This window comes from Thermococcus sp. 4557, from assembly GCF_000221185.1.
Classification (GTDB): Archaea; Methanobacteriota_B; Thermococci; order Thermococcales; family Thermococcaceae; genus Thermococcus.
Genome location: NC_015865.1, coordinates 1390679 through 1414584, shown reverse-complemented (window position 1 = coordinate 1414584; position 23906 = coordinate 1390679). Strand labels below are relative to the sequence as shown.

Genomic DNA, 23906 nt, shown 5'->3' with positions numbered 1-23906 from the left:
GTTTGAGGTGGTGGTAATGGCCTGGAACGACTGGATAGCAAGGCACCCCAAGGCGGTGCTGGCGATATGGGTCGTGCTCATCGTGGTTCTGGCCCCTTTAGCAGGAAAGATCGGTGAGCTGACCGACTACAGCACCGAGCAGATGGTGTCGCACAACATAGAGTCCATCAAAGTTCAGGACATCATGAGCGAGGAGTTCACCGGAGCCCAGAACGAGAACATGACGTATCTGATAGTAACTAACATCAGCGTCAACGACGAGAACGCGAGGAAGGCCTACTACGCGTTTAAGGACCGCGTTGAAGGCAGGTACGCCACGAACGTAACCTCCTACTACGACGCCCTCGACATGCTCTGGGACATGGACTACAACCTCACGCTGAACATCACGAGGATGACTGCTAACGTCACGGGCATTCTTTATGAAACCGTTAAGGGCGTCAACGACGGCTACGGAATGGTTCTGAGCCAGACGCTCCTTCTGAAGAACACAACCGAAATGGTAAGAGGAAGCCTCGTTGAAACCGCGGGGGCGTATCTGGCCCTCAAGGCCAACATGACGGCCCTCTACACTCAGCTCAATTCAACTGCCACTCTTCTCAGGGCCGCCGACGGGGCATACCTCCAGATATGCGCTCAGAACCCGAACATGACCACTCAGGAGAAAGTCCTGGCCCTTCAGAACGCCCTTGAGAGCCAGGTTCCTGAGAACCAGAAAGCAATCGTCCCCGTCATAGCCCAGACCGTTGTGTCCGCAGACCCCTACTGCAAAGGTACGCTCCTCTCGAATGATGAGCTCCTCAGGAACACCACGGTCGAACTCGTGTACGGCATGGTCGCGAATACTGGCCTTGAACTCCCCAAAGAGGTTCTCTTCCAGCTGTACGACAGTAAGGGTAATGAGGCCGTTATAGACGCCCTCACCAAGAGCATTCTCAAGGGCCAGATAGCCCAGATGATGGAAAACCTCGCCCCGAACCCCGAGGCCGTTGCGGAGGCACTCGTTGAGGAGGTTGCGAAGGACCCGCAGGGAATAATAAGCGGGGAGAGGCTTGAGGACGCCACGGTCTCAGTCGTCCTTGCCATGGTGCCGCAGAAAACCGACGAAACTGAGAGCCTCGTCAGGGCCCTCTATGAGGGAGCCGATCCAAAGGAGCTCGCAAAGGAGCTCTTCCTCAAGGGAATAGGAGAGCAGTCCGGAGAGCAGGAGATGCCCGAGGAGTTCAAAGAAACAATGGAGGCCCTCATCGAGCAGGTCATAGAGAACTACCCGCTGAGCGAGGAGGAAATCGAGAGCCTTGTGAAGAAGACAGTCCTCTCGACTATATCGAGCTACGCGAAGGACAACCCCTACGGAGTCGAGCTGAAGTTCAACGAGACCCTGCTGGCTGAGATAGCCTTCCGCTTCAAAGACAACCCCAGCGCGATAACGAGGGAGGACGTCAAGCCCCTCGCGGAGGAGCTCTGGCCGGTTGTCAAGGAGAAGGCAGGAACTTACCTCAGTATGCTCAAGAGCGAGGACAACACCACGGTTCTCATAACGTTCATACCGCTGGGAGAGCCCGGCCCCGATACAGACCCGTACCTCTACTACGCCCAGAACGCCACCAGGGTCAAGGAAATAGCCCTCGAGGAGTTCGGAAAGTACTTCCCTGACGCCTTCGGGGCCCTCGGAGGAACCCCCGTCCAGTCGCACGAGATGACCGCGTACGGCCGGAGTGATAACCAGAAGACCAGCCAGGCGAGCATCATAGGTGCCCTCGTCGTGCTGTTCATACTCATGGGAGGGGCCCTCCTGGCGACGTTACTGCCCTTCACGGGCGTCGCAACCTCTGCGCTTACGGCCCTCGGAATAGCGTACCTGCTCACGAAGGGCGGAATCCTCAACATCGGAAGCTGGGCCCAGATGCTCACCATAACGACCGCCCTCGGTCTTGGAATTGATTACTCGACCTACTACGTCCACCGCTTCAAGGAGTACATAGCCGAGGGCTATGAGCACGAGAAGGCCGTCGCAGAGGCCCTCAAGAGGGCTAAGGATGCCGTCCTGGCGAGCGCATTCACGGACATCATAGCCTTCGCGAGCTTCGTCCTGGCCTGGGAGTTCCCGATATTCCAGCAGATGGGAATGGTAATCCCGCTGGCGGTCATAGCTGTGCTCCTCGCCAGCCTGACGTTCATACCGGCAATAACGGCCCTCATAGGCGACAAGGCGATATTCTGGTGGCCGAGGCACATAAAGCACGTTGAGACGCTCGACGTCCACGAGAGGAGCAGAATAGCCGAGTGGGTCGTCAACCACGCCAAGGTCGTCCTGCTCATAGGACTCCTAATAGCGGTTCCGGCAACGTACACGTTCTTCAACTTCGAGGGAACCCACGACATGAGCCTCTTCCTGCCGGAGGGAAGCGAGACCCTCACCTTCATGCAACTGAGCCAGGAGAAGCTCGGAGCGGCCATAACATCCCCGAACTACGTCATAATCGACCTCGGCCACAACGTAACGGACGAAGACCTCAAGGTGATAGACGAGATAACCTCCCACATAACGACGATGGAAGGTGTTAAGGCAGTATACTCCCCGACCAGGCCCTACGGCGAGCCAGTGAGCAACCTGACGCTGTCAGCGGTCAAGGCACTCGGAGGAGACAGGTTCATCTCAAGCAGCGGCAACAAGGTGATGATTCAGATAGACCCGGTCTACAAACCGACAGACGACAGGGCCAAGGAGCTCGTCAAGGCGCTGAGAAGCTACATTGCAGAGCTTGAGAAGGAAGGCAAGATTAAGGAAGGACTCGTCGGCGGGGGAGCGGCGCTCTCAATGGACCTCACCGACAGGATCAACGACATCTTCTGGCACAGGATAATTCCAGTGGCCCTCGTGCTGATGTTCCTCTCGCTGATACCGACACTCAAGGGAATGCCGGCGGTCGTCTCGACGATGATGACCATATTCCTCGGCGTCATGACGAGCATCTGGGTCTCAACGTGGCTCTTCGGCAGGGTCTTTGACCAGCAGGTCATGTGGTTCCTGCCGCTCATGGTCTTCGTCGTGCTCATGGGAGTCGGCATAGACTACAACAGCTTCTACCTCGTCAAGGCTAGAGATGAGTTCGAGCGCCGCTCGCCGAAAGACGCCCTCGTCGTGGCGGCCGGAACAATGGACACCCTTGTAATAGGCCTTGCCGTGGTCCTGGCGAGCACCTACGGCGCGCTGATGTTCAGCAGCACGTGGGGAACGAGGGAAATGGGATTTGCGCTAGCCGCTGGAGTCCTGCTGACGGCAACGATGGCGGTGTACTTCATAGGCCCCGCCTTCATGAGCCTCTTCGGCGAGAAGGCCTGGTGGCCGCTGTTCAAGAACCAGGGAGAGGCCAAGAAGGAGTGACCCTTTCCCATTTTTGTCCCGGAAGGGTTTTAGCTTATTTTCACTTTTCTCCATTGACATCCTGACAAGGTGAGCTAGATGACAGAACGAAAAAAGCTCAAAATCTACATCCCTGGAATAAAATTCCCCTCGCAGGGCCGGGGGGTTTCACCCCCCACGTCCTTGCTAACCCCCTCCCCCCGAACGTGGGGCTTCGCCCCACGTAAACCGGGAAACTACGTTTCCCAGACCCTTCCTTCTTTTTTAAACACCGGAGGGGGCTCTCGCCCCCTACGATCCCCAGTTCTGCAAGGTGATTAAAATGGTGGAAAGAAAGAAACTCAAAATCTACATTCCCGGTATCAAATTCCCTTCTATCTCTCTCACCGGTAACTACTGCGCGCTGAACTGCGCCCACTGCGGGAGGCACTACCTCGAGGGGATGAAAAAGCCCAGGAAGAGGGAGCTCCTTGACTTCTGCCTCAACCTTGAGCGCTCCGGAGGTTTGGGCTGCCTGCTGAGCGGCGGTATGGACTCCCGCCTGAAGGTACCGATTGACAAGTACGCTAATGAGCTGAGGGAGATAAAGCGAAGAACGAGCCTCAAGCTCAACGCCCACGTGGGGTTCATAGACGAGAGCGACCTGGAGTGGGTCAGGTACGTCGATGTCGTCTCCCTCGACTTCGTGGGCGATGACGACGTCATAAGGCGCGTTTACAGAATAGACAAGACCGTTGAAGACTACCTACGGATAGTCGAGCTCCTGACAGAAAACAGAATCCGCGTGGCGCCTCACATAACGATAGGCCTCGACTTTGGAAGGATTGGCTGGGAGTACCGGGCCATAGACCTGCTGATGGAGTATCCGATAGAAGTCCTCGTGCTGGACGTTCTGATCCCGACAAAGGGGACGGAGATGGAGAAAGTTCCAAAGCCGTCAGTGGAGGAGAGCCTGAAGGTCGTGAAATACGCGAGGGAGCGCTTCGACGGTGAGATAAGCATAGGCTGCATGCGGCCGCTGGGCAGGTGGCGGGTTGACTTCGACAGGGGAGCGATTCTAGCCGGCGTTGACAGGCTGACGAACCCGCCGAGGAAGGTCATCGAATGGGCGAAGAGCGTGAGGGAGGTCGAGATAATCTACGAGTGCTGCGTCATGTGACGAAGGCACTCGCCGGGCTCACCGTTCCTCGCATCATCATAAATCAGAAAGGAGAACGCCGATCATCGCCCGATGGGACTAAAGCTCCTCCTTGACGGTCACGAATGACACCATCGTAACCGTCTGGCCAACCCCTTTTATCTCCCTTAACCGGTCCACGACTATCTTTCCGACCTCCTCGGAGCTTGGAGCGCGGACCTTTATGAGGAGGTCCCACTCACCGGCTATTATGTGGACTTCGTAAACTCCCTCAAGAGCCGCTATCCTCTCAGCAACCTCGCGCTGGCTTAAGCCTGAGTCCGGTTCGTAGCGGGCGAGGATGAACGCGGTGGTTCCGAGGTCGAGCTTTTTGTAGTCGGGCTTGACTGTGAACTTCTCTATCACGCCCTCCTCCACCAGCTTCTTGATGCGGTAGTGGACGGTGGTTCGGGGTATGCCGAGCTTCTTGCTGAGCGAGGCTATGTTCTCCCTCGCGTTCTCCTTGAGTTCCTTCAACAGCCTCAAATCGGTGGCATCAAGAGTGTTTACCATCGCAACCCCCTTCGTCATTCATTCAATTATTACTGTTAACTTTGGAACATGAGGCTTATTTAAGGTTTTCCTTTAGCCACTCTGAGAAGGCTTTTAAAGCCCTTCCACGATGTGATATATCGTTCTTCTCCTTAGTTGTCATTTCGGCAAAAGTTCTGTCGAATCCCTGAGGCATGAATATCGGGTCAAAGCCGAAGCCGCCGGTCCCACGCTTCTCCCGGGTTATCTCCCCATCGACGCGGCCCGTGAACAGGTGAACCTCACCGTCCCAGTAGGCGATGACGCTCCTGAAGTGCGCTTTTCTGTCCTCAACGCCCGCCATGAGCCTCAGGATGCCGTCTATTCCAAGGGTTCTATACACGTAGGCCGAGTACACACCGGGGAAGCCCTTGAGGGCGTCGATGAACAGTCCGGAATCATCGAGGAAGAACGGGCCGTCTATTCTCTCGGCGAGCCATCTGAGGCCGTACTCAGCAACCTCCTCGAGCGTATCCGCCTGTATCTCCGGGTACTCGAATTTGAGCTGGTAAACCTCAACGCCGAGGGGCCTGAAGTACTTCCTCGCTTCCTCAACCTTTCCGGGGTTAGAAGTGATAAAAGCCAGCCTCATACCATCACCGAAGGAGAAGGGGGAAGGTGGGTAAAAAAGGTTGCCGGTTCTTCAGTCGATCCGGTAGCCTATCTTCTCCACGAGTTCCCTGCGCTCCCTCTTGAGCTCCTCGTCCTCTATCCTGTTGGCGGCCTTGCCGTCCACGACTCCCAGGACGCTCCGTCCCAGGTCCGTCTCGGCGACTATGACCTGGAGCGGGTTCTCACTGGCCCCGTAGACCATAACCACCGCGGGGTGGTTCTTAACGGCGTTGAGAACGTTTATCGGGAAAGCGTTGCGCATGAGCACGACGAAGACGTGGCCCGCCCCGATCCTGAGGGCGTTCTTTGCCGCGAGCTTCTCCAGCTCCTCGTCGTTGCCGCTGAAGCGCGTCAGCTGGGGTTTCGCCTCATTCATCGCAATCCCGAACTTTATGCCCGGAACCGTCGTCAGAAGGGTCTTGGCGAGGTCATCCACGGTGAATATGGAGAAGTTGCCCTGTCCGATTATGGCCTCGACGCCCTCCGGCTTTTCGATGTCAACGACCTCTATCTTTACCATGGTCACCACCGGAAGGATTTAATATCCCGACCGATATAACCTTTTCTCGTCCGATGAAATGGTGAGTAAAATGACCGAACCGGTCATGTCTGAACTGGAGTTCCTGGTTGAAATCCTCGACAGGTACCCCACGGAGAGTCTGAAAAAGATAGCCGAGAGCGAGGGGATAGACTACTATCGGCTCAAGAGGCTCTACGACAAGTATTACGGGAAATACCTGACCGTGAGCGCTTCTTACAACATAAAGAAGATTGGATTGAGGAGCTTCATAACGTTTCTGAGCGTACCGTCGGACAAGATCATGGAAGTCGCATATAAGCTCATGAAGAATCCCTTCATAAGCTACGCAAATCCCGCCTTCGGGTTCAAGAACGGATTCTCCATCGTTTTCAACATCCCCGACAAGCAGAGGAAGCTCATCGGGGAGATGCTCTCGAAGTACTCGGACGACTACGAGTACTACGAGGTGAGGGCGTATCCCTACAGCGGGGACGACAACTTTGGAGACTGGTACCTGAGCTACGATTATGCGGTTCTCATGGACATCCTGAAGTGGGACGCCCGAACCCCAATAACAGATATAGCCCGAAGGCTTGGAAAGAGCCGCCCGACGGTTAGATACATGATAAACAGGCTCCAGGAGGAAGGCATCATCAGGGGGTTCGTTCCCCTGGTGGACGTGAACGTTCACGACAGGGCGGTTATAGGGCTGGCGAAGGACTTCGACGAGGTAATCCTCGAGAAGTTCAAGGAGTACGAGATAACCGTCGGCGTCCTGCCAGGATACGGATACCTGCTGGAATGGTTCTTCTCGTCAAAGGAAGACCTGGGAAGCAAGATACTGGAGTTCAGCGGCTACGTGGAGAAGCTCCTCATCGAGTACATCGACCCCATCTTCAAGGAACTCAACGACAGCAACCTGAGGGACAGGTATTCAAGGATGGTTAAAGAAGACGGGAGCGGATACCGCTCCATCCTGGAATTCTGACGTCAGAGGACTATCTGACAGTACTCTATGCCGTCTATCTCACCGGTGGCCTGGTACTCGAGGGCCCTGCAGTCGTGGCAGATGTATTTGAAGGGGCACGTGCTGCAGGCCCCGATCTTATCTTTCGTCATCCTCCAGAACTCCTTGAGGCGCCTCTTCCGGAGCACCTTCTTGATCCCAACCTCCCTAACATCCGCCACCACGTTGTTCCTGAGGAGCGGACATGGGAGGGCGTAGCCGTCGGCCGTTATCGCGAGGGTTCCCGCCAGGCAGTCGTGGTATCTCTCGGTGGTCGGGTTGAGTATGCGCTTCAGCTCAATGACGTTGAAGTCGAGCCTCCTCGCGGAGCCCGGGTACAGGACGTCTATGTATATCTCACCTGCGAAGGTGGTCTTGAGGCCCCTAAGCTCATCCAGGTCCGATCCCTTGACCATAATCAGGGCCCCATGGAGCCAGCTGTGGGCCTCAAGCCGCTGGATGTTCTCGGGGGAGTACTCAAGCTCGGCGATGAAGCGGACACCGTCCACTGGTTTTACCTCGTCAAGGTCATCAAGAAGGACAACCGCGTAAACCTCCGGAACGCCTATATCCACGGCGTACGCGGCCGTTGAAAGGAGGTAGCCAACGCTGTCGTAGTTGGTCAGCCAGAGCTCGCTTCCACCGACCTCCAGAAACTCCCTGATAAGCTCCCTGACGCGCTCAACGCTCAGGGGGTCCCTGCGGAGGATAAAAGAGTTGTTCCCTATGCACCCAATCGAGCGGGGGATTCCGGTCACTTCGGAGAACCTGCCCCTGCCCGCACCGAGCTGGAGTATGAGCCTCTCGAGCCTGCCGTTGTGGGGCCTGTTGCTCCAGGGGGGCTTTGCCATCGACGTTACCCTCGGGGATAGGTCTATACCAAAGGAATGAGCGGTATCGTAAGCCACCTTCTCCACCGGACATCACCATGGGAGAATAGGGAGGATCATATATATACTTTTTCTATTCCGATTTTGCACACTACTAAAAGTAGTTTGCAAAAAATGGAAAATTTCCCCGTCACCTCAGGGGAACCGTCCTGTCCCCCTCTATCCAGAACTCACCCTCGTCGGTCACCTCCCTCTTCCACACCGGCACGCGCTTCTTCACCTCGTCTATGGCCCACTCACACGCTTCAAACGCCTCCTTCCTGTGCCTCCCGCTGGCTATGATGAGTATCGTATCCTGGCCGACCTCAAGCTCCCCGTAGCGGTGCCATATAAGCATGTCAAGGATGGGGAACCTCTCGAGGGCCTCGTTTCTTATCCGCTCCATCTCAGCCTGCGCCATCTCAGGATAGGCCTCGTATACGAGCTTCCTGACGCGCCTCCCGTGGCTCTCGCTCCGCACCTTGCCCAGGAAAAACACGTAGCCACCTGCCTCGGGAACGAGCAGGTATCTCAATGCCGTGTTCAGGTCGAAGGGTTCCTCAGTGAGCCTCACCTTCATATCGATCCCCCTCGTGTATAGGCCGTGGAGATTAAAAACCGCGCGGTGGAAAGGTTTAAGTGGTTCCAACCCCAGCCCCTCCAGGTGGAGGATATGAAGAGGTACGCGTTCCTTCTCATCGTGATCCTTCTGGCCGGCGCGATGGCGGGCTGTCTCGGAGGAGGCGGCTCAGGCGTGACCCCAAGCACCACGACAGAAAGCGAGGGCACCGCTCCAACCACAACCACCACCCAGCAGACCACCACGACGCCGAGCCAGACCGCGACCGAAACCCCCGCGGGGCCGGATGTAAACGCCCTGCTCCAAGAGGTCTCCAGGATTCAGCAGTTCACATACACAAGCAACGCCAGCCTCGAAATGCTCGTGACGATCGAGGGGAACGGCACCTCCCAGGGGGACAACGTGACCCTCCGCATACTCGAGAGGGGATACATGGACTTTGAGTCATGGAGCGCCTGGATAAACTCGACGACCGTCAGCCTGCCCGACGGGGCGAGGACCAACACATCGAGGATCGTCGTTGAAAACGTCACCTACATCCAGACCATCGTCGGCTGGGTGAGGACGGAAGACAGTGACGCGAGCGATATCCTATGGAGGTACAGCATAGTCGGCCTCGCCCGGGAATACCTGAGGGAGAAGCCGGATTCAGTCGAGACCGGGGCCGTCACGAAGCTGATCTACCGCATCCCGGACTACAGGCTCAAGCCCCTCGCGACGGTTTACTTCGCGGCGTCACCCGACACCGTTGTATATGTGAAGGACGGTCGGCTGGAGCTCTGGTTCAGCGACGGAAGGCTCATCGGGGGCAGGCTGAGCTTCAGCGTTAGTTCCGAGACGAACGTTGATGACCCGACCCTCGGTAAAATGACGATAAAGCAGGACGGAAAGTGGAATGAGACGTTCGAGATAGACTCAATAAACGAGAAGAGGAATGTAAGGGAGCCCTCTACCTGAGCTCAACGACGTCGAAGGTGTTGAAGGCGAGGTCAACTATGAGGAGTTTGTTCAGCAGGGGCTCACCGATGCCTGTGAGGAGCTTCACGACCTCCATCGCCTGAATCGAGCCAACGACTCCGGCCGTTGCCCCCAGGATGGGGAACTTCCCCTCTTTTTTCACTACCCTCGGAAAGATTTCGCGCAGGCTCTTGGTGACGCCGGGCACCACTGTCGTGACCTGGCCGAAGGTACCCTCCACTGCACCGTGAACGAGGGGCACGCGATTCCGCCGGGCGTAGTCATCGAGCAGGAAGCGCGTCTCAAAGTTGTCGAGGCAGTCAACTACCACATCCACGCCCTCAAGGACCCCATCGATGTTCTCCTCGCTCAGCCTGCCGACGAACGTCTCGATCTCGATGTCGGAGTTGAAGCGCTCCAGCTTCCACTTCGCCGAGATGGGCTTCGGATTCCTTCCGATGTCTTCCTCCCAGTGGAGTATCTGCCTGTTGAGGTTGCTGAGCTCGGGCTCCTGCTCGTCTATGAGGAGGAGTCTCCCTATCCCCGCGGCGGCGAGGTAGTAGGCAACGGGGCTTCCGAGGCCGCCGACACCGACTACGGCCACCTTCGAACCCTTCAGCTTCTCCTGACCCTCAGGCCCGAAGATCATAATCTGCCTGTCGTAGCGCTCTATCTCCTTTCCGCTCAGCATATCAACCACCGCTCACCGGGGGGAATATCGCCACGGTATCGCCGTCCCTCAACACCTCATCGAAGCGGACGTAGCGGCCGTTGCGGGAGACGTTGACGTCAGCGAGGTCGTCCTCCTCCGCGAAGACCTCGTTCCTGAGAACGGGATGCCTCTCCTTCAGCAGTTCGATGAGTTCGAGAACCGTTATCCCATCGGGAACCTCAAGCTCCTCCTCGCCCTTCCCGACGAGGGAGCGGTAGCGGGCAAAATACCTGACCGTGACCCTCATTCACACCACCGGGAAAAGTTGGACGGGGGGTTAAAAAGGGTTGCTGGACGGTTCCGCTACCACGGCACGCTCTTCCAGCCCATCCTGTAGGCGAAGTAGTTGGCCCCCCAGTGGATGAACGGCGAGACGACGAGGAGGAATATTATCTGGCCCGAGTCGAGGGTTTTAACTGGATACGCGAGGGCCAGGGCGGCTATGAGAAAGCCGAGCTGGTCGAGGCCTATGGCCGGGGCCCCGCGCGGGAGGTTCGCGCGCCTCTTGAAGAAGCTCCCCACGAGGTCACCGAGAAGGGCACCGAACGAGAGCAGAAAAGCAAGCATGAGGGCGGTTTTGAGGGCCCCGTAGAAGCCGGGGGTGATGAAGTACTGAACGAGTCCCGTGAGGGTTCCGATGGAAACCCCACCGATGAGGCCGCGCCAGGTCTTTCCATCCCCGAACACCCTTCGGCCGTCCCTCCAGTGTCTGCCGCCGTCTATGGGCCGCCCTCCTCCTACGAGCACGGGGGAGGCGTTGGCAACGTAGGCCGGCAGTATGTACCAGAACGCCCAGAGGAGAGATGAAACGAACCCCATTATTCCACCCGTCTGGAGTACAGACCGCCGGTTTTAAAGCTACCGCTCTTCACCCGATTCGAGGCAATCGAGGAGCCTCTCAAGAACCTCCTCGTCCTTGTGCTCAATGAGGAACCTAAGAATCCTTCCGGCGAGGGCGTTCCTCTCCATTGCAAGTGCTATGCTCTGGCGTATCGACTCGGCCTCCTCGCCTTCCTCGCCCTCGAGCTCCCGCAAAGCCCTTTCTAGGTTTGCCCTCGTCTGCTGGATGTCCTCCATTATCTTCCCGTAGTATGCGGCCTGGCGCCACTCCTTCAGGAGCTTGGTGGCCCTGTAGTATGCCTTCTTATCGCCGGGCTTCTTTATCCTAACCACGAGCCCTATGCGCTCCATGAACTTGAGGGCGGTGCTCACGTGGGAGAGCGAGTACCCGGTGGTTTCGGCGATTTCACCCAGGCTCATCGGTTCGCTCGCAAGGAAGAGAACCCCGTATATGTACCCGTAAAGCTCGTTGAAGCCGAAGCGTCTCGCGGCCCCGGCAAAGTGCTCCATGACTATCCTCTTGGCCTCCTCGATACCCATCGCCCACACCTCAATTTAATCCGTCGCCTCTGACAAAAGGTTTTTAAGTTCCACATATTTAAAACTTTCGGAAGTTTCCGAAAGTTTGGAGGTAAGCTCATGGACGTGCTCAGGGGGGCGGCGAGGGTCATAGTCAGGTACAGGGTTGCCTTCGCGCTGATAGCACTGTTTCTGCTAGTCGTCTCCATCTACGGAATGAGCCAGCTCCGCTTTGAGAGCGACCTCAGCTCAATGCTCCCCGAGGGCAACCCGGCCATAGACGACTACAACGCCCTGCAGAACGAGTTCCAGAGCGGCGACAGCACGATAATTGTGGTGAAGATAGACTCAATCGAACCGGGCGGCGTTTACGACATCCGCGATCCGGGGGTTATAGAGGCAGTTTACGAGCTGGAGCAGCGGCTCAGGGAAAGGGAGTACGTAACTGACACGATGAGCATAGCCGACGTGTACATGCAGGTCCTCGGCAGGCTTCCCCGGACGGAAGAGGAAGCCAGGTTCGTCCTCGACATGCTCCCACCCGAGCAGAGGTACTCCCTGGTCAGCAGGGACTACACGATGACGATGATACTCGTCACGATAAGCAGGGAGAAGAAGACGGAGACGCTCGTGAGGGTGTACGAGGGAATCCAGGAGGACATGGAGAGCGTCAAGTTTCCAAGGAACGTCGAGATAATCCAGACCGGGAACATAGGCGTAACCTACCGCATCCTCCAGCTCCTCCAGAGCGACCTCAACAAGACCATGGCCATATCCTTCATCCTCGTCATCGCGCTCCTGCTCTACTTCTACCGCTCCCCTGTAAAAGCCGCCATCCCCCTCATTCCCCTCGTCTTCGGGGTGGCCATGACGCTCGGGTTCATGGGGCTGGCTGGAATTCCCCTTGACCTGGCGACGACCACGATAGGCGCGATGCTCATCGGTATGGGAATAGACTACGGCATCCACGTCACGAACCGCTACTACGAGGAGAGGCGCAGCGGCAGGGACATCGAAGAGGCCGCGGCGGAGGCGGTCGCAGAGACCGGGAAGGCACTCCTCGGCGCGGCGCTCACGACAATAGCGGGCTTCGCCGCCATGTACCTCTCAACCCTCCCCATGCTCCACAACCTCGCAACCACGCTCATCCTCGGTCTGAGCCTGGCGGCCCTCAACGCAGTTGTGATAACCCCCGCGGTCATAATTCTGGAGGAGGACGTTATGAGGAAGCTGAGGGGACACTACGTTCCCCCCGAGGTACGCTCCAGCGCGGGATTCATCGGGAGCGCCTTCCACTCCCTCGGGAAGGCGATAAAGGCAAAGCCCCACGCGTTTCTCGGGGCGGTTTTTATGGTCACCCTAATCTTCGCCTACGGCGTGACCCAGGTTACAACAGAGGTGAGGCTGGAGAAGTTCGTTCCCCCCGGAATGCCCGAGATAGAGGCAATCATGGACGTGAGAACCGAGTTTGGGGGCCAGGACGAGCTGTACGTACTGGTGAGGGCGGACGACGTTAGGAATCCCGCCATCGTGAGGGCCATGTACCGCTTCGAGAATCAGGTGAAGGCGGACTCCTACTACAACGGGGTTTTCAGCTCCGAGAGCCTGGCCGACGTCGTTTACAGGCAGTACGGATACATCCCAAACGACGGCGAAAAGATAAAGGCGGTACTGGCCTCATACCAGGGGTCCGGGCTGGTCTCATCGGACTACTCAATGGCGGTTATCAAGTTCACGGGGGACTTCGGCGGTGCGAGTATGGACGAGTTCAGGAAGATAATGCGCTATTTCGAGGATGAGACCGCGATGGCCCAGGGGACGGAGTTTCCGCCAGGAGTGAGGCTGGCCCTGACCGGCGATCTGTATCTGAACTACGTCCTCGACCAGCTCACCAGCGTTGAGATAAACCGCATCTCCACCTACGGAACGGTCTTCGTCGTCCTCATCGTCATGCTCCTCTTCAGGAGAATCCGGGTGGCCCTGGCAATGATAACCCCCATGTTCCTCGGGGCGCTCTGGACCGTGGGCTTCATGGGGCTCGCGGGCATTCCATTCACCCAGAGCCTCGCGGGGGTTATATCAATGATAGTCGGCCTGGGCGTCGATTACGGCATGCACCTCACCCACCGCTTCCTGGAGGAGATGAACGAGGGCAACCCGCGGCCGATAGTCACGGCAGTGGGAAGCGTCGGGCCGGGCATTCTCGCCGGCGCGCTGACGACCGCTGGAGGATTTCTGGCGCTCCTCGCGGGCGAGCTTCCTACCATACACGACTTCGGGGTAACCCTTGCCTTCGGAATATTCGCCTCTATGATGGCCGCTTACCTCGTCACGCCCGCGCTGCTTCAGATATTCTACGGTAGAAAAATCGGAGGTGATTCCAGATGAAAAAGCACGGAATCCTGCTTGTCATACTGCTCATCACGGGAACCTTCGGAGGGATTGCCGGAAGCGTCTCCGCCTCCGAAACCGGCAGTCCCCTCTTCGAGGGATACCTGAGCAAAGGGGAGGCGGTGCTCCTCGGCCCACTGATGATAACCCTCACCGATACACAGAAAGACTACGGAAACGGCGAGTACTACGCCATGTTGATTATAATGAAGGAAGGAAAGATACTGAACGCCGAGTACAAGACCATGCTCGTGCCCAACCCCCAGAAGATACAGTTCCTGCTTCTAAATCCCGCGTTCCTAGTGGCACTGGCTGAAACTCAGGGGTACGACATGAGCGAGTGTGAGGAGTACATCAACAACACGCCAGCCTTCAACGCCTGCCTCCTGGCCAACGCCTACGGCTTCTACCAGTGGCTCAACACTGCCCCCCCACGGGAGCTGGCGGACGCCGTGGTGCGGACCATTCAGACGCACCCGGAGCTCGGGATAAAAGAGGATGACGTCCTGATGGAGGTCACGTACCCCGACATCACACCGGTCAGGGAAGGAGAGACCGTGGAGGTCGATGTGGACGGACAGAAAACGTACATCACAGTAAACGAGATATATCCAAACGGCGTGAGGCTCAGTGTGAGCGGGCCCGCAGAGTGGAGGGCCGCGACGCTCCCGGGTCTCGTCATAAGCAATGTGGAGGTTCCGCCGACGGTGCAGCCCGGGGAGACCGTCACCGTCAAAGTTCACCTGAAGAACGAAGGAGCCCAGAAGGTACGCTACCTCAACGTCTTCGTTACCCCCACACCCATGAGCTTCAACGGCAGTTCCTCAATAGCGAGCGCTGTGTCAATGGCACTGAGTCAGAGCGGCCTCTCCCAGAGCGTCTTTTACCCCGAGGGGAGCGCGGCACAGTACATTGAATACCTGGAGGGCAAGGAGAACGTCACACTGACGTTCAGGATAAAAATAAACCCGAACGCAAACGTTGGAACCTACCCGCTCTACGTCGGCGTTGTGTACTTCACGGGTATGGGGGCGAACATGAGGATGGTTCAGAGCTACAATTTCATCGCCCTCACCGTCAAGAAGGGGCGGGAGGGATTCGTTGAGATAACGGACGTCGAAACAGAACCCAGGGAGATAAGCCCCGGCGACACCTTCCGTGTGCGCTTCACCCTTGTTAACGCCGGAGCTGAGCCCGTCAAGGCCGTTAGCCTCAAAATAAGCTCCTACCAGGTGCTCGTGCCGGGAGCGGTGGGCAACGTCGACCTCTCAAGCCTCTCTCAGCTTCCGGTGCAGGGTGCGGAGGGTCTGAGCCAGAACCTCCAGGACTACCTCAACGGACTGATGCACCAGCTGGCAAAGGAGAACATCGAGGCATTCCTGCCCATTGGAGAGGACAACGTGAAGTACGCGGCGGAGCTGATGCCGGGGGAGAACGTCACCCTCGAGTTCACAGTGAAGGCGAACGACAGGCTCGCCAACGGCATCTACCCAATGAGGATCGAGCTGAAGTACGTGAGCGAGCCGGACGAGAGTGAGGTGACCGATGAGAGGCTCGTGGGAATCGAGATAACGGGAAGAGTAAAGCTGATACTCTCGAAGGCATCCACGTCCCCGAGCAAGGTTCTCCCCGGCACCGACAACGTGGAAGTGAGCTTCAAGATAGACAACGTTGGCACAGGGACGGCGAGGACCGTGATAGTCAGGCCCCTGCTCAAGTGGCCCTTCACCTTCAGCGAGAGCGGCGACCAGATGCTCGGTCTCGGAAGCCTGGGAAAGGGCGACTCTGCCCAGGGCTCCTTCAGGGTGAACGTGGCCGACAACGCGAGTTCGGGAACCTACGAGATACCCCTGCTGCTGACTTACACCAACGACCTCGGGATGGAGAAGAACCTCACACTCAGGGTTCCCGTCATGATAGGGGCGAAGCCCAACATAGAGGTCGCGGAGGTGCGCTTCGACCCAGAGCCCCTCCAGGGGGAGACCGTTAACGTCTACGTCAAGCTGAAGAACACCGGCGGCGAGAAGGCCACGAGCGTTCTCATCGAGGGCGTCGTGAAGGCGGATCAGCCCTTCAGCCTCGACAAGAGGACTGACTACATCGGCGACCTTGCCCCGGGGGCGGTCGGGGAAGGCGTGATAGTCCTCAAGGTAGACAAGAACGCGATACCCAAGGACTACAGCATAGGATTGAGGATAAGGGCCGTCGGCGACCCCAACCAGGGGGACGACAACGTCTACGTCTTCGAGAGAACCGTCGTCATGACCGTGGGGGAGAACACGAAGACCGAGAGCAACCTCAGAAACCTGGCGATAGCCATCGGGGCCCTTGTGGTTGTGGTGGTGCTCTACACGTACATGAGGAGCCGGAAAAAGTGAGCGGGAAACCTTTAAACGACCTTTGAAGAAAGAAAGAACATGGTGGGAAAATGAAACTCAGATACATAATCCTCGGACTGGCACTGGCCTTCATCGTGTGGATCGGTTACGTCGTCTACGCCGCCTCGACGCTGAGCCCGTCAATCAGCGCCCAGTGGGGCTACGTGGACGAGAAAACGACCGAGATATGGATAGACGCAAAGCTCAACAGGCCCCTCCTCGTCCCCGCCTCGATAGAGAACATGACCATAGAGTTCACGGGAATACCCATCGCACGGGTCGAGAGGTTCGACTACAGCGCAACCGGCAGCGACGTGAGCATGGTTATGGCGATCGACAACCCCAACCTCGTTCGCTCCCTCGCAAGGTACCTCGATAACGGACAGCGGGGTACGGTTCTCATAACCCTTCACGGGAAGCTCCTGAAGGTGATACCCATCGATGCTGACATCCAGCAGGAGATAAGTGAGAACGTGCTGGCGTACCTCAACTTCACCGCAGAGAGCAAGGAACTCGCGGGTGGACTGGTCAGGAGCCCGGCGCTGGTTGAGACGACCTTCGACTGGGCCGGTGAACATGACGGAAAGGCCCTCCTCATAGCCCACATGAAGTTCTACAACCCCAACAGGTTCCCGATTCCCGTGGGCAACGTGAGCTTCGACGCCTACGCCAACGGTATCAAGATTGGCTACGGAAGGACCACAAAGCAGGTACTCATACCGGCCGGGGGCTACGCGACCATCGACGTCGAAACCTACATCGAGGAGGACTCCCTGCCGAAGGTCTGGGAGATACACGTCAAAAACGGCGAGGTCAGCAAGGTCAGGGCGGATATATTCCTTGACCTGAACGTCATGGATCAGCACTACAGTGTGAAACTCGCCAGCTACGAGGAAACCGTCCAAACGGACATAATGGGCGAGCTCAACAGGATGCTCGGGGATATGCTCGGATGAAAGTTTTTAAGGGGCCTTTCTTTTTCCATCTTTGGTGAGAAAAATGAACGTGAGAGAGATTCACGAGTTCCTCAACGAGATGTGGGAGAGCATGTTCACCCTCAACGAGGAGCTTAAGCTCGAGCTCCCGAAGGAGGGCTTCAGGGTAGAGAACGTTGAGGAGGCCTTCGGTGCCTACATCTTCCTGGACGGCGAGTGGAGGCTAATGAAGTACCCCCACCCGGCCTTCGAGGTAAAGCCCCAGATAGAGGTCGGCGCGACGCCGGAGAGCTACTACTTCGTCGTCGCCGTTCCAAAGGAAAGGGTAAACGAGAACTTCGTGGGCCTGTTCATCGAGATATTTCCGAGGAGCTTCATATACGGCGCCCAGAACTTCCTCAGCGACGTGTACAACTGGAGGCGCGACGGAAGGGTCTCCCCGACCGAGATACTCGAGAAAATCGAGGGGAGCGATGAAAACCTCTTCCAGTTCGAGGCGAACTTCGGGAGCGTCGGGGCACTGAAGCAGGGGATTCTGAGACTGATAGACCTCGGGAAGCGCTTTGAAATCTTCGACCTCTGAGGTGTCGCCATGAAACCGGAGGAAGCCTTTCCAGAGGAGCTCAGGGAGTACTACCGCCGCCTTTTTGGGGAGGAAGCGGAGGATATAATGGCTTCCCTCAGAACGCCGGTGGAGAAGTACTACATCCGCGTGAACACGCTGAAGACGAGCAGGGGAAAGCTCATGGCGATACTCAGGAAGGAGGGCCTCAAGCCGAAGCGAAGCCCCTACCTAAAGGAGGGCATATACTTCGAGCGCGAGGGCCCGAACTTCCCCGATGACTACGAGCCCGGCCTCCCGGTCGTCCGCGCCAACAAGTTCGCGAGCGAGAGCGTCTACCAGGGTGCGATGCTCTACGCTCCCGGCGTTCTCCAGGCGGACAAAAAAATCAAGCCCGGCGACGAGGTCGAGATACGCGACCCGAGGGGGCTTCTCGTCGGAATAGGCGTCGCCAGAATGAGCGCCAAGGAGATGATAGTCTCGACGAGGGGACTGGCGGTTGAGGTGACTTTACCAAAGTTCAAGCTCCCCAGTCTGAGCGAGCTGGAGTCCTTCAAGGAGGGCCTCTTCTACGCCCAGAGCCTGCCCTCGATGGTTGTGGCTCACGTTCTTGAGCCGAGCGAGGAGGAGCTGATAGTGGACATGGCGGCCGCCCCCGGCGGAAAGACGAGCCACATAGCCCAGCTCATGCAGAACAGGGGCGAGATAATAGCGATGGACAAGTCCAAGAACAGGCTGAAGAAGATGGAGGAGGAACTGAAGAGGCTCGGCGTGAAGAACGTCAAGCCCATCCACATGGACTCGCGGAAGCTCCCGGAGCTGGGAATCGAGGCGGACAGGATACTCCTCGACGCACCGTGCACCGCTCTGGGCATAAGGCCGAAGCTCTGGGAGAGCAGGACGCCGAAGGACATCGAGGCCACCGCGCGCTACCAGAGGCACTTCATCAACGCCGCCATAAAATCCCTAAGGAGGGGCGGCGTTCTCGTCTACTCGACCTGCACGCTGAGCTACGAGGAGAACGAGGCCAACGTGAAGTACATCCTCGGCAAAGGTTTAAAGCTCGAAGAACAGAGCATCTTTATAGGTTCGAGCGGTATGGGCATAGATGAGGTTCAGAGGTTCTATCCGAACAGGCACCTGACCCAGGGCTTCTTCATAGCCAGGTTCAGGAAGGTGTAGGCATGGACTGGAAGAAGTACTCCCTCCTGGGCCTCGGCCTGCTCATAATAATCCTCCTGGTCTGGTGGGCAGGATTAGAGGATGTCATCGACATACTGAAGGGCGCGAGGCTGGAGTACTTCGTCCTGGCAATTCTGGCCTACGTCGCGGCTGTCATCATGTGGGCGCTGCGCTGGCGCGTCCTGCTAAAGAGCCTCGGCATAGAGGCACCCTTCAGGACCATAGTGGCCGGTCTCTTCGTCGGAGTCTTCATAAACAACGTGACCCCCGGCGCCAGGGGCGGCGGCGAGCCGGTTAGGATGTACTACATCTCCAAACACACGAAGCAGCCCTACGGCCACGTTTTTGCCACGATAATGATGGACAGGATAATGGACGTCATCCCGGTCGTAGTCATGCTCCTCCTCTCGACGGTCTACGTCTACAACCTCGGTTCGTTCTCGCTCACGCTGACGCTCCTCCTCCTGGATATCTTCTTCGCCATAATAACCCTCGCCACCGTTGGAATACTCCTGAGCGAGAAGAAGACCAAGGGCATTCTCTACTGGTTCTACCGCCTCTTCGGGAGGATAATGCCCAAGAAGGCCGCCAAGTACGAGGAGAAGTTCGTCCACGCCGTCGAGGTGAGCGTTCCCCAGTTCCAGGAGAACTTCAAGCTCCTGATGAGGCACAAGGTGGCCTTCACGCTGTCGCTGGTTTACTCATTCGCCTTCTGGTTCCTCGTCCTGCTCCGCTCCTACTTCATCTTCATCAGCATAAACAGCCCGATAAAGCTCCTCGACGTCATGGTCGTCCAGATGATAGGCATCGTCGTCGGGATGTTCATGATAATCCCGGGCGGAGCGGGAATAATAGAGGCCATAAACTCGGCCGTTTACGTTCTCCTGGGGATAAACAAGGAGATAGCGGTGACCGCGACGCTGCTGGAGAGGCTGATATCCTACTGGGCGCCGACGGTGATAGGAGCAGGGGTCATGACCCACTTCGGCATCAAGGTGAGCCAGGACAAAAAGAGGCTGGAAGCGGAGGACGACAAGGATATAAACGATGAAACCCAATAACGGGTTTGACGGTGTACATCATGGACTGGAAAAAAGCAGTTTTTTTCATCGGAGCGCTCATAGTCATAGGCGCCCTCATCAACTGGGCGGGAGCCCAGGGAATAGCCGAAATCCTCCGGGATTCGGACATTGAGTACTTCCTCCTGGCCATCCTCGTTTACGTTCTCACCCTCGTTGCCTGGGCGCTGCGCTGGAAGGTTCTCCTCAAGGGGCTCGGGATAAAGGCCCCGTTCAGGGCGGTTTTCTCGGCCATATTCGTCGGTATGTTCTTCAACAACATCAGTCCCGGCGCCAAGGGGCTGGGCGAGTTCATAAGGGTTTACTACCTCGCGAAGAGAGTGAAGAGCCCCTACGGCCCGATGACGGCGAGCGTTATGATGGACAGGATTCTTGACCTCGTTCCCATCGCGGTGATGATGGTCGCCGCGACCATCCACGTCTACCGGCTCGGCGAGACCGGCCTTACAATCCTCATAATAGTCCTCGATGCGGTTCTCATAGCCTTCTCCGCCCTCGTTATATGGCTCCTCATGAGCGAGACCAAGGCCCCCGGGGCAGTCTGGTGGATCTACAGGCTCTACCACAGGATATCCGCGGGAAGGGCCGAGAAACGCAAGAACTCCTTCCGGAACATCGCGGAGGTCACCATCCCGAGGCTCCAGTCGGACTTCAGAATTCTCTCCCAGGACAAGATGGCGACCGCCGTGGCGCTCTTTCACTCCTTCGTCTACTGGGGGCTGACGATACTCCGCTACTACCTCGTCTTTCTGGCCATAAAATACCCGATAGCCCCGATGGACATAACCGTCGTCCTGGTAGTGTCCATGGTCGTCGGGATGTTCGCGATAGTGCCCGGAGGGGCGGGAATAATAGAGGCCGTTAACTCAGCGGTCTTCATAGCCCTCGGAATAAACCCTGAACACGCGGTCACCGGGGTCCTCCTGGAGAGGCTCATATCCTACTGGGGCCCAACGGTCATAGGCTCCTTCGTGACCGCCGGCTACGAGGCTGAGGTTCCAGAGGAGGAGCTCCCACTCCCTGCCCCGGATGAGGGAACCCTGAAGAAGAAAATGGGGGAGGAAAAGGAAGGGGAAAGGGATGACTCATGAAGTTCGGGATAGTGGCCAGGCGGGACAAGAAGGCGGCACTCAAGCTCGCATACCGCGTTTACGACTTCCTCAAGGTCAGCGGGTACGACGTCTGCGTGGACAGCGAGACCCACAGGCACCTCCAAGAGTTCCAGGAGGAGGACGTCTGCCCGCTCGAGGACTTCGACGTGGACTTCATCATCGTCATCGGCGGCGATGGAACCATACTGCGGGTCGAGCACAGGACAAAGAGGGAGATACCGATCCTCGGAATAAACATGGGTACGCTGGGATTCCTTACGGAGGTCGAGCCCCATGAGGCCTTCTTCGCCCTCAGCAAGCTCATAGAGGGCGACTACCACATAGACGAACGCATAAAGCTGAGGACCTACCTCGACGGGGAGAACACCGTGCCGGACGCCCTCAACGAGGTGGCCATCCTGACGGGAATACCGGGGAAGATAATCCACCTCAGATACTACATCGACGGCGGCCTGGCGGACGAGATCCGGGCCGACGGTCTGATAGTCTCGACACCGACGGGCTCGACGGGCTACTCGATGAGCGCTGGCGGTCCCTTCGTTGACCCCCGCCTGGACGTGGTCGTCATAGCTCCCCTCGCCCCCATAGCGCTGAGCTCCAGACCGATGATAGTCCCATCGTACAGCACGATAGACGTGAGGAACCTCGCCCTCGGGAGGGAGATAATACTCGCCATAGACGGTCAGTTCTACACCTACCTGAAACCGGAGACAGAGATAACGATAAAGCTCTCACCCAGGAGGACAAAGTTCGTGCGCTTCACAGACGAGGTCTATCCAAAGTACACCATGAGGATCAAGAAGAAGTTTTGAGGATATCCCACAAACTTTTGATGGGCAGAAACTCCCTTGAGAGCACTTTGAATTCCTTTTCTTCGATGGCCTCCCTGTCCACGATCAGCAGAAGGGTGGAGCACATGCCGACGGCGTAGTCCTTCAGGGTGGAGAGGAACCTGAACACGGAACCGAAGTCGTTGTAGAGCACCAGAATCTCCAGGCAATCGATGACAACCAGCCTGCCGCCGCCCCTCATGAAGTCCACCGCAGCCTCCAGGAGGACGTGGAGCTTCGTCGGGCCTACCCCTTCCTCCCCAGCCTGGGTCACCCAGAGCGCCTGAACGTTTTCAAACTCCCGGTACTTCCAGGGACTCCGGGTTATGACAAGAACAGGCCCATCCACCGCGGACAGAAACTCGGCGAGGCCCTCCACTCCGGAGTACATATAGCCGCCGGGGGCAAGAACGTCACTCCCCTCCCCTCCGACAGGGGTGGGCAGGATCCTCCTCTCAACGCTGCTCATATAGCTAAGCAGGCCGTATGCAACCCCGATTATGGAGAAGAAATACAGAGCCCCCTCAGTGGACACAAAAGCTGCCCCTACCTCGACCAGGTCATCCACCACATCGAGGGCCCTTCCTATGGAGGCCAGAAACAGGGAACCCGCTATGATCACGATGAACCTGTCGAGGGGCTCACCATAGCGGTGTACCCTCCTGATGGCGTAGAACGCTGAGTAGCAGACCACAAGGAGGAGAACAACATCCGCCACGAGGACCACGGGCGGAACAGTCAGCCCCATACTACCTCCACCTCATCGGTGCGGAACTTCTGATGCACCACAGTGTCCTCCAGCGAGAAGCGCACCCCCCCGCGGTACATTCTCAATCCTGTGTAGGCTATCATCGCCCCGTTGTCCCTGCAGAGGTCGTAGGGAGGAACGAAGAAGTCTATTCCCCTGTCCTCGGTCATCACCTTCAGCATCTCGCGGAGGCGGTTGTTGGCCGCGACGCCGCCGACGAGGACGACCTCGTCCTTGCCCGTGTGAGCCACGGCCCTTTCGGTGACCTCAACGAGCGCCGAGAAGGCCGTCTCCTGGAAGGAATAAGCTAAGTCCTCAACGCGGTACTTCCCGGTTCTGTACTTCCTAACGGCCTCAGTGAGTATCCCGGAGAAGCTCAAATCCATGCCCTTAACCGCATAGGGGAGCTCTATGTAGCGCTCTCCCTTGAGGGCGAGCTTCTCAATCCTCGGCCCACCTGGGAAGCCTATGCCGAGTTCCCTCGCGAAGGTGTCTATCGCGTTCCCTATGCCTATGTCAAGGGTCTCGCCGAAGACGCGGTAGCGGCCGCCTTCAAGGGCGAGAACCTGCGTGTTGCCGCCGCTGACGTAGAGGCCGACGGGGTCCCTAACGCCGAACATCTTGGTTATCTCCACGTGGGCGATGCAGTGGTTGACGCCGACTATGGGCTTCCGGTACTTTATCGCAAGCGCCCTCGCAGCCGTCGCCACGACGCGGAGACAGGGACCGAGACCGGGCCCCTGGGAGAACGCTATAACGTCAACGTCCTCAATGCCTATTCCAGCCTCATCGAGGGCTCTGCGCAGAAGGGGCTTGAGGAGTTTGGAATGATGCTCCGCCGCCTCCTTGGGGTGTATTCCCCCCTTCTCCGTCGTGAGAGTGTGAAATACGTTGGCCAGAACATCCCTCTCGGTAACGATGCCTATGCCGAGTGTGTGGGCGGTGCCTTCCAGACCTAGGGCTATCATCGTGATACGCTGGGGGAAAGTGTATAAAAAG

General features: G+C 57.5%; 23 protein-coding genes. 12 read left to right on the top strand and 11 right to left on the bottom strand.

Annotated features, from left to right (window positions below; genetic code table 11):
• Positions 1-16: 16 nt before the first annotated feature.
• On the top strand, positions 17-3388 hold the full coding sequence (locus GQS_RS07350) for an efflux RND transporter permease subunit (protein ID WP_014013051.1): 3372 nt from the start codon (positions 17-19) through the stop codon (positions 3386-3388).
• 301 nt (positions 3389-3689) lie between these two features.
• Positions 3690-4526, top strand: a complete 837-nt coding sequence (locus tag GQS_RS07345; protein WP_014013050.1) for a radical SAM protein — start codon at positions 3690-3692, stop codon at positions 4524-4526.
• A gap of 78 nt (positions 4527-4604) precedes the next feature.
• Here the strand turns inward: GQS_RS07345 and GQS_RS07340 are convergent, their stop codons facing one another.
• Genes GQS_RS07340 through GQS_RS07330 form a run of 3 tightly spaced genes read right to left on the bottom strand, consistent with a single transcriptional unit; the run spans position 4605 to position 6207 of the window.
• Positions 4605-5057 (bottom strand): Lrp/AsnC family transcriptional regulator, encoded by a 453-nt coding sequence (locus GQS_RS07340; RefSeq protein WP_014013049.1) that lies wholly within the window; start codon positions 5055-5057, stop codon positions 4605-4607.
• A gap of 55 nt (positions 5058-5112) precedes the next feature.
• Complete coding sequence (locus GQS_RS07335; protein ID WP_014013048.1) at positions 5113-5667, bottom strand: XTP/dITP diphosphatase; 555 nt, start codon at positions 5665-5667, stop codon at positions 5113-5115.
• A gap of 51 nt (positions 5668-5718) precedes the next feature.
• A complete protein-coding gene (locus tag GQS_RS07330) occupies positions 5719-6207 on the bottom strand; it encodes an adenosine-specific kinase (RefSeq protein WP_014013047.1) in 489 nt (162 codons plus the stop codon).
• Between the two features lie 70 nt (positions 6208-6277).
• Here GQS_RS07330 and GQS_RS07325 point away from each other — a divergent pair, with 70 nt between their 5' ends.
• Positions 6278-7195: an Lrp/AsnC family transcriptional regulator gene (locus GQS_RS07325; protein WP_014013046.1), complete on the top strand. Its 918-nt coding sequence runs from the start codon at positions 6278-6280 to the stop codon at positions 7193-7195.
• Between the two features lie 2 nt (positions 7196-7197).
• Here the strand turns inward: GQS_RS07325 and GQS_RS07320 are convergent, their stop codons facing one another.
• On the bottom strand, positions 7198-8130 hold the full coding sequence (locus GQS_RS07320; RefSeq protein ID WP_014013045.1) for an SPASM domain-containing protein: 933 nt from the start codon (positions 8128-8130) through the stop codon (positions 7198-7200).
• 103 nt (positions 8131-8233) lie between these two features.
• Positions 8234-8662 carry a molybdenum cofactor biosynthesis protein MoaE gene (locus GQS_RS07315; protein WP_014013044.1) on the bottom strand — a complete coding sequence of 143 codons (429 nt, stop codon included), beginning with the start codon at positions 8660-8662 and terminating at the stop codon, positions 8234-8236.
• A 93-nt stretch (positions 8663-8755) separates the two neighbouring features.
• On the opposite strand from GQS_RS07315, the gene GQS_RS07310 reads away from it, so the two are divergent.
• Positions 8756-9619, top strand: a complete 864-nt coding sequence (locus tag GQS_RS07310; protein ID WP_014013043.1) for a hypothetical protein — start codon at positions 8756-8758, stop codon at positions 9617-9619.
• Here the strand turns inward: GQS_RS07310 and GQS_RS07305 are convergent.
• Genes GQS_RS07305 through GQS_RS07290 form a run of 4 tightly spaced genes read right to left on the bottom strand, consistent with a single transcriptional unit; the run spans position 9612 to position 11711 of the window.
• Entirely contained in the window at positions 9612-10310 is a 699-nt protein-coding gene (locus tag GQS_RS07305; RefSeq protein WP_014013042.1) for a ThiF family adenylyltransferase, read from the bottom strand. The genes GQS_RS07310 and GQS_RS07305 overlap by 8 nt on opposite strands.
• A 1-nt stretch (position 10311) precedes the next feature.
• Positions 10312-10578: a ubiquitin-like small modifier protein 1 gene (locus GQS_RS07300; RefSeq protein ID WP_014013041.1), complete on the bottom strand. Its 267-nt coding sequence runs from the start codon at positions 10576-10578 to the stop codon at positions 10312-10314.
• 56 nt (positions 10579-10634) lie between these two features.
• Positions 10635-11150, bottom strand: coding sequence for a CDP-2,3-bis-(O-geranylgeranyl)-sn-glycerol synthase (locus tag GQS_RS07295; protein ID WP_014013040.1), 516 nt, complete (start codon positions 11148-11150; stop codon positions 10635-10637).
• Positions 11151-11189: 39 nt separating this feature from the next.
• Positions 11190-11711 (bottom strand): GbsR/MarR family transcriptional regulator, encoded by a 522-nt coding sequence (locus tag GQS_RS07290; RefSeq protein ID WP_014013039.1) that lies wholly within the window; start codon positions 11709-11711, stop codon positions 11190-11192.
• Positions 11712-11810: 99 nt separating this feature from the next.
• On the opposite strand from GQS_RS07290, the gene GQS_RS07285 reads away from it, so the two are divergent.
• Genes GQS_RS07285 through GQS_RS07250 form a run of 8 tightly spaced genes read left to right on the top strand, consistent with a single transcriptional unit; the run spans position 11811 to position 22141 of the window.
• A complete protein-coding gene (locus GQS_RS07285; RefSeq protein WP_014013038.1) occupies positions 11811-14078 on the top strand; it encodes a hydrophobe/amphiphile efflux-3 (HAE3) family transporter in 2268 nt (755 codons plus the stop codon).
• Positions 14075-16459, top strand: a complete 2385-nt coding sequence (locus GQS_RS07280) for a COG1361 S-layer family protein (RefSeq protein ID WP_014013037.1) — start codon at positions 14075-14077, stop codon at positions 16457-16459. The genes GQS_RS07285 and GQS_RS07280 overlap by 4 nt, the downstream gene beginning before the upstream one ends.
• 50 nt (positions 16460-16509) lie before the next feature.
• Entirely contained in the window at positions 16510-17415 is a 906-nt protein-coding gene (locus tag GQS_RS07275; RefSeq protein WP_014013036.1) for an LEA type 2 family protein, read from the top strand.
• A gap of 43 nt (positions 17416-17458) precedes the next feature.
• Entirely contained in the window at positions 17459-17977 is a 519-nt protein-coding gene (locus tag GQS_RS07270; protein ID WP_014013035.1) for a DUF3201 domain-containing protein, read from the top strand.
• A 9-nt stretch (positions 17978-17986) separates the two neighbouring features.
• A complete protein-coding gene (locus GQS_RS07265; RefSeq protein ID WP_014013034.1) occupies positions 17987-19138 on the top strand; it encodes an RsmB/NOP family class I SAM-dependent RNA methyltransferase in 1152 nt (383 codons plus the stop codon).
• 2 nt (positions 19139-19140) lie between these two features.
• Positions 19141-20199: a lysylphosphatidylglycerol synthase transmembrane domain-containing protein gene (locus GQS_RS07260; RefSeq protein ID WP_014013033.1), complete on the top strand. Its 1059-nt coding sequence runs from the start codon at positions 19141-19143 to the stop codon at positions 20197-20199.
• Between the two features lie 20 nt (positions 20200-20219).
• Complete coding sequence (locus GQS_RS07255) at positions 20220-21308, top strand: lysylphosphatidylglycerol synthase transmembrane domain-containing protein (protein ID WP_014013032.1); 1089 nt, start codon at positions 20220-20222, stop codon at positions 21306-21308.
• Positions 21305-22141, top strand: a complete 837-nt coding sequence (locus GQS_RS07250) for an NAD(+) kinase (protein ID WP_014013031.1) — start codon at positions 21305-21307, stop codon at positions 22139-22141. The genes GQS_RS07255 and GQS_RS07250 overlap by 4 nt, the downstream gene beginning before the upstream one ends.
• On the opposite strand, the gene GQS_RS07245 is transcribed toward GQS_RS07250, so the two are convergent.
• Together GQS_RS07245 and GQS_RS07240 are read right to left on the bottom strand one after the other, a co-directional pair.
• A complete protein-coding gene (locus tag GQS_RS07245) occupies positions 22125-22907 on the bottom strand; it encodes a DUF835 domain-containing protein (protein ID WP_014013030.1) in 783 nt (260 codons plus the stop codon). The genes GQS_RS07250 and GQS_RS07245 overlap by 17 nt on opposite strands.
• Complete coding sequence (locus tag GQS_RS07240) at positions 22898-23875, bottom strand: bifunctional N(6)-L-threonylcarbamoyladenine synthase/serine/threonine protein kinase (protein WP_014013029.1); 978 nt, start codon at positions 23873-23875, stop codon at positions 22898-22900. The genes GQS_RS07245 and GQS_RS07240 overlap by 10 nt, the downstream gene beginning before the upstream one ends.
• Positions 23876-23906: the final 31 nt, after the last annotated feature.

Coding starts and splice junctions, on each gene's coding strand:
- GQS_RS07350 (WP_014013051.1), top strand. CDS start 17: ATGGCCTGGAACGACTGGATAGCAAGGCACCCCAAGGCGGTGCTGGCG.
- GQS_RS07345 (WP_014013050.1), top strand. CDS start 3,690: ATGGTGGAAAGAAAGAAACTCAAAATCTACATTCCCGGTATCAAATTC.
- GQS_RS07340 (WP_014013049.1), bottom strand. CDS start 5,057: ATGGTAAACACTCTTGATGCCACCGATTTGAGGCTGTTGAAGGAACTC.
- GQS_RS07335 (WP_014013048.1), bottom strand. CDS start 5,667: ATGAGGCTGGCTTTTATCACTTCTAACCCCGGAAAGGTTGAGGAAGCG.
- GQS_RS07330 (WP_014013047.1), bottom strand. CDS start 6,207: ATGGTAAAGATAGAGGTCGTTGACATCGAAAAGCCGGAGGGCGTCGAG.
- GQS_RS07325 (WP_014013046.1), top strand. CDS start 6,278: ATGACCGAACCGGTCATGTCTGAACTGGAGTTCCTGGTTGAAATCCTC.
- GQS_RS07315 (WP_014013044.1), bottom strand. CDS start 8,662: ATGAAGGTGAGGCTCACTGAGGAACCCTTCGACCTGAACACGGCATTG.
- GQS_RS07310 (WP_014013043.1), top strand. CDS start 8,756: ATGAAGAGGTACGCGTTCCTTCTCATCGTGATCCTTCTGGCCGGCGCG.
- GQS_RS07305 (WP_014013042.1), bottom strand. CDS start 10,310: ATGCTGAGCGGAAAGGAGATAGAGCGCTACGACAGGCAGATTATGATC.
- GQS_RS07300 (WP_014013041.1), bottom strand. CDS start 10,578: ATGAGGGTCACGGTCAGGTATTTTGCCCGCTACCGCTCCCTCGTCGGG.
- GQS_RS07295 (WP_014013040.1), bottom strand. CDS start 11,150: ATGGGGTTCGTTTCATCTCTCCTCTGGGCGTTCTGGTACATACTGCCG.
- GQS_RS07290 (WP_014013039.1), bottom strand. CDS start 11,711: ATGGGTATCGAGGAGGCCAAGAGGATAGTCATGGAGCACTTTGCCGGG.
- GQS_RS07285 (WP_014013038.1), top strand. CDS start 11,811: ATGGACGTGCTCAGGGGGGCGGCGAGGGTCATAGTCAGGTACAGGGTT.
- GQS_RS07280 (WP_014013037.1), top strand. CDS start 14,075: ATGAAAAAGCACGGAATCCTGCTTGTCATACTGCTCATCACGGGAACC.
- GQS_RS07275 (WP_014013036.1), top strand. CDS start 16,510: ATGAAACTCAGATACATAATCCTCGGACTGGCACTGGCCTTCATCGTG.
- GQS_RS07270 (WP_014013035.1), top strand. CDS start 17,459: ATGAACGTGAGAGAGATTCACGAGTTCCTCAACGAGATGTGGGAGAGC.
- GQS_RS07265 (WP_014013034.1), top strand. CDS start 17,987: ATGAAACCGGAGGAAGCCTTTCCAGAGGAGCTCAGGGAGTACTACCGC.
- GQS_RS07260 (WP_014013033.1), top strand. CDS start 19,141: ATGGACTGGAAGAAGTACTCCCTCCTGGGCCTCGGCCTGCTCATAATA.
- GQS_RS07255 (WP_014013032.1), top strand. CDS start 20,220: ATGGACTGGAAAAAAGCAGTTTTTTTCATCGGAGCGCTCATAGTCATA.
- GQS_RS07250 (WP_014013031.1), top strand. CDS start 21,305: ATGAAGTTCGGGATAGTGGCCAGGCGGGACAAGAAGGCGGCACTCAAG.
- GQS_RS07245 (WP_014013030.1), bottom strand. CDS start 22,907: ATGGGGCTGACTGTTCCGCCCGTGGTCCTCGTGGCGGATGTTGTTCTC.
- GQS_RS07240 (WP_014013029.1), bottom strand. CDS start 23,875: ATGATAGCCCTAGGTCTGGAAGGCACCGCCCACACACTCGGCATAGGC.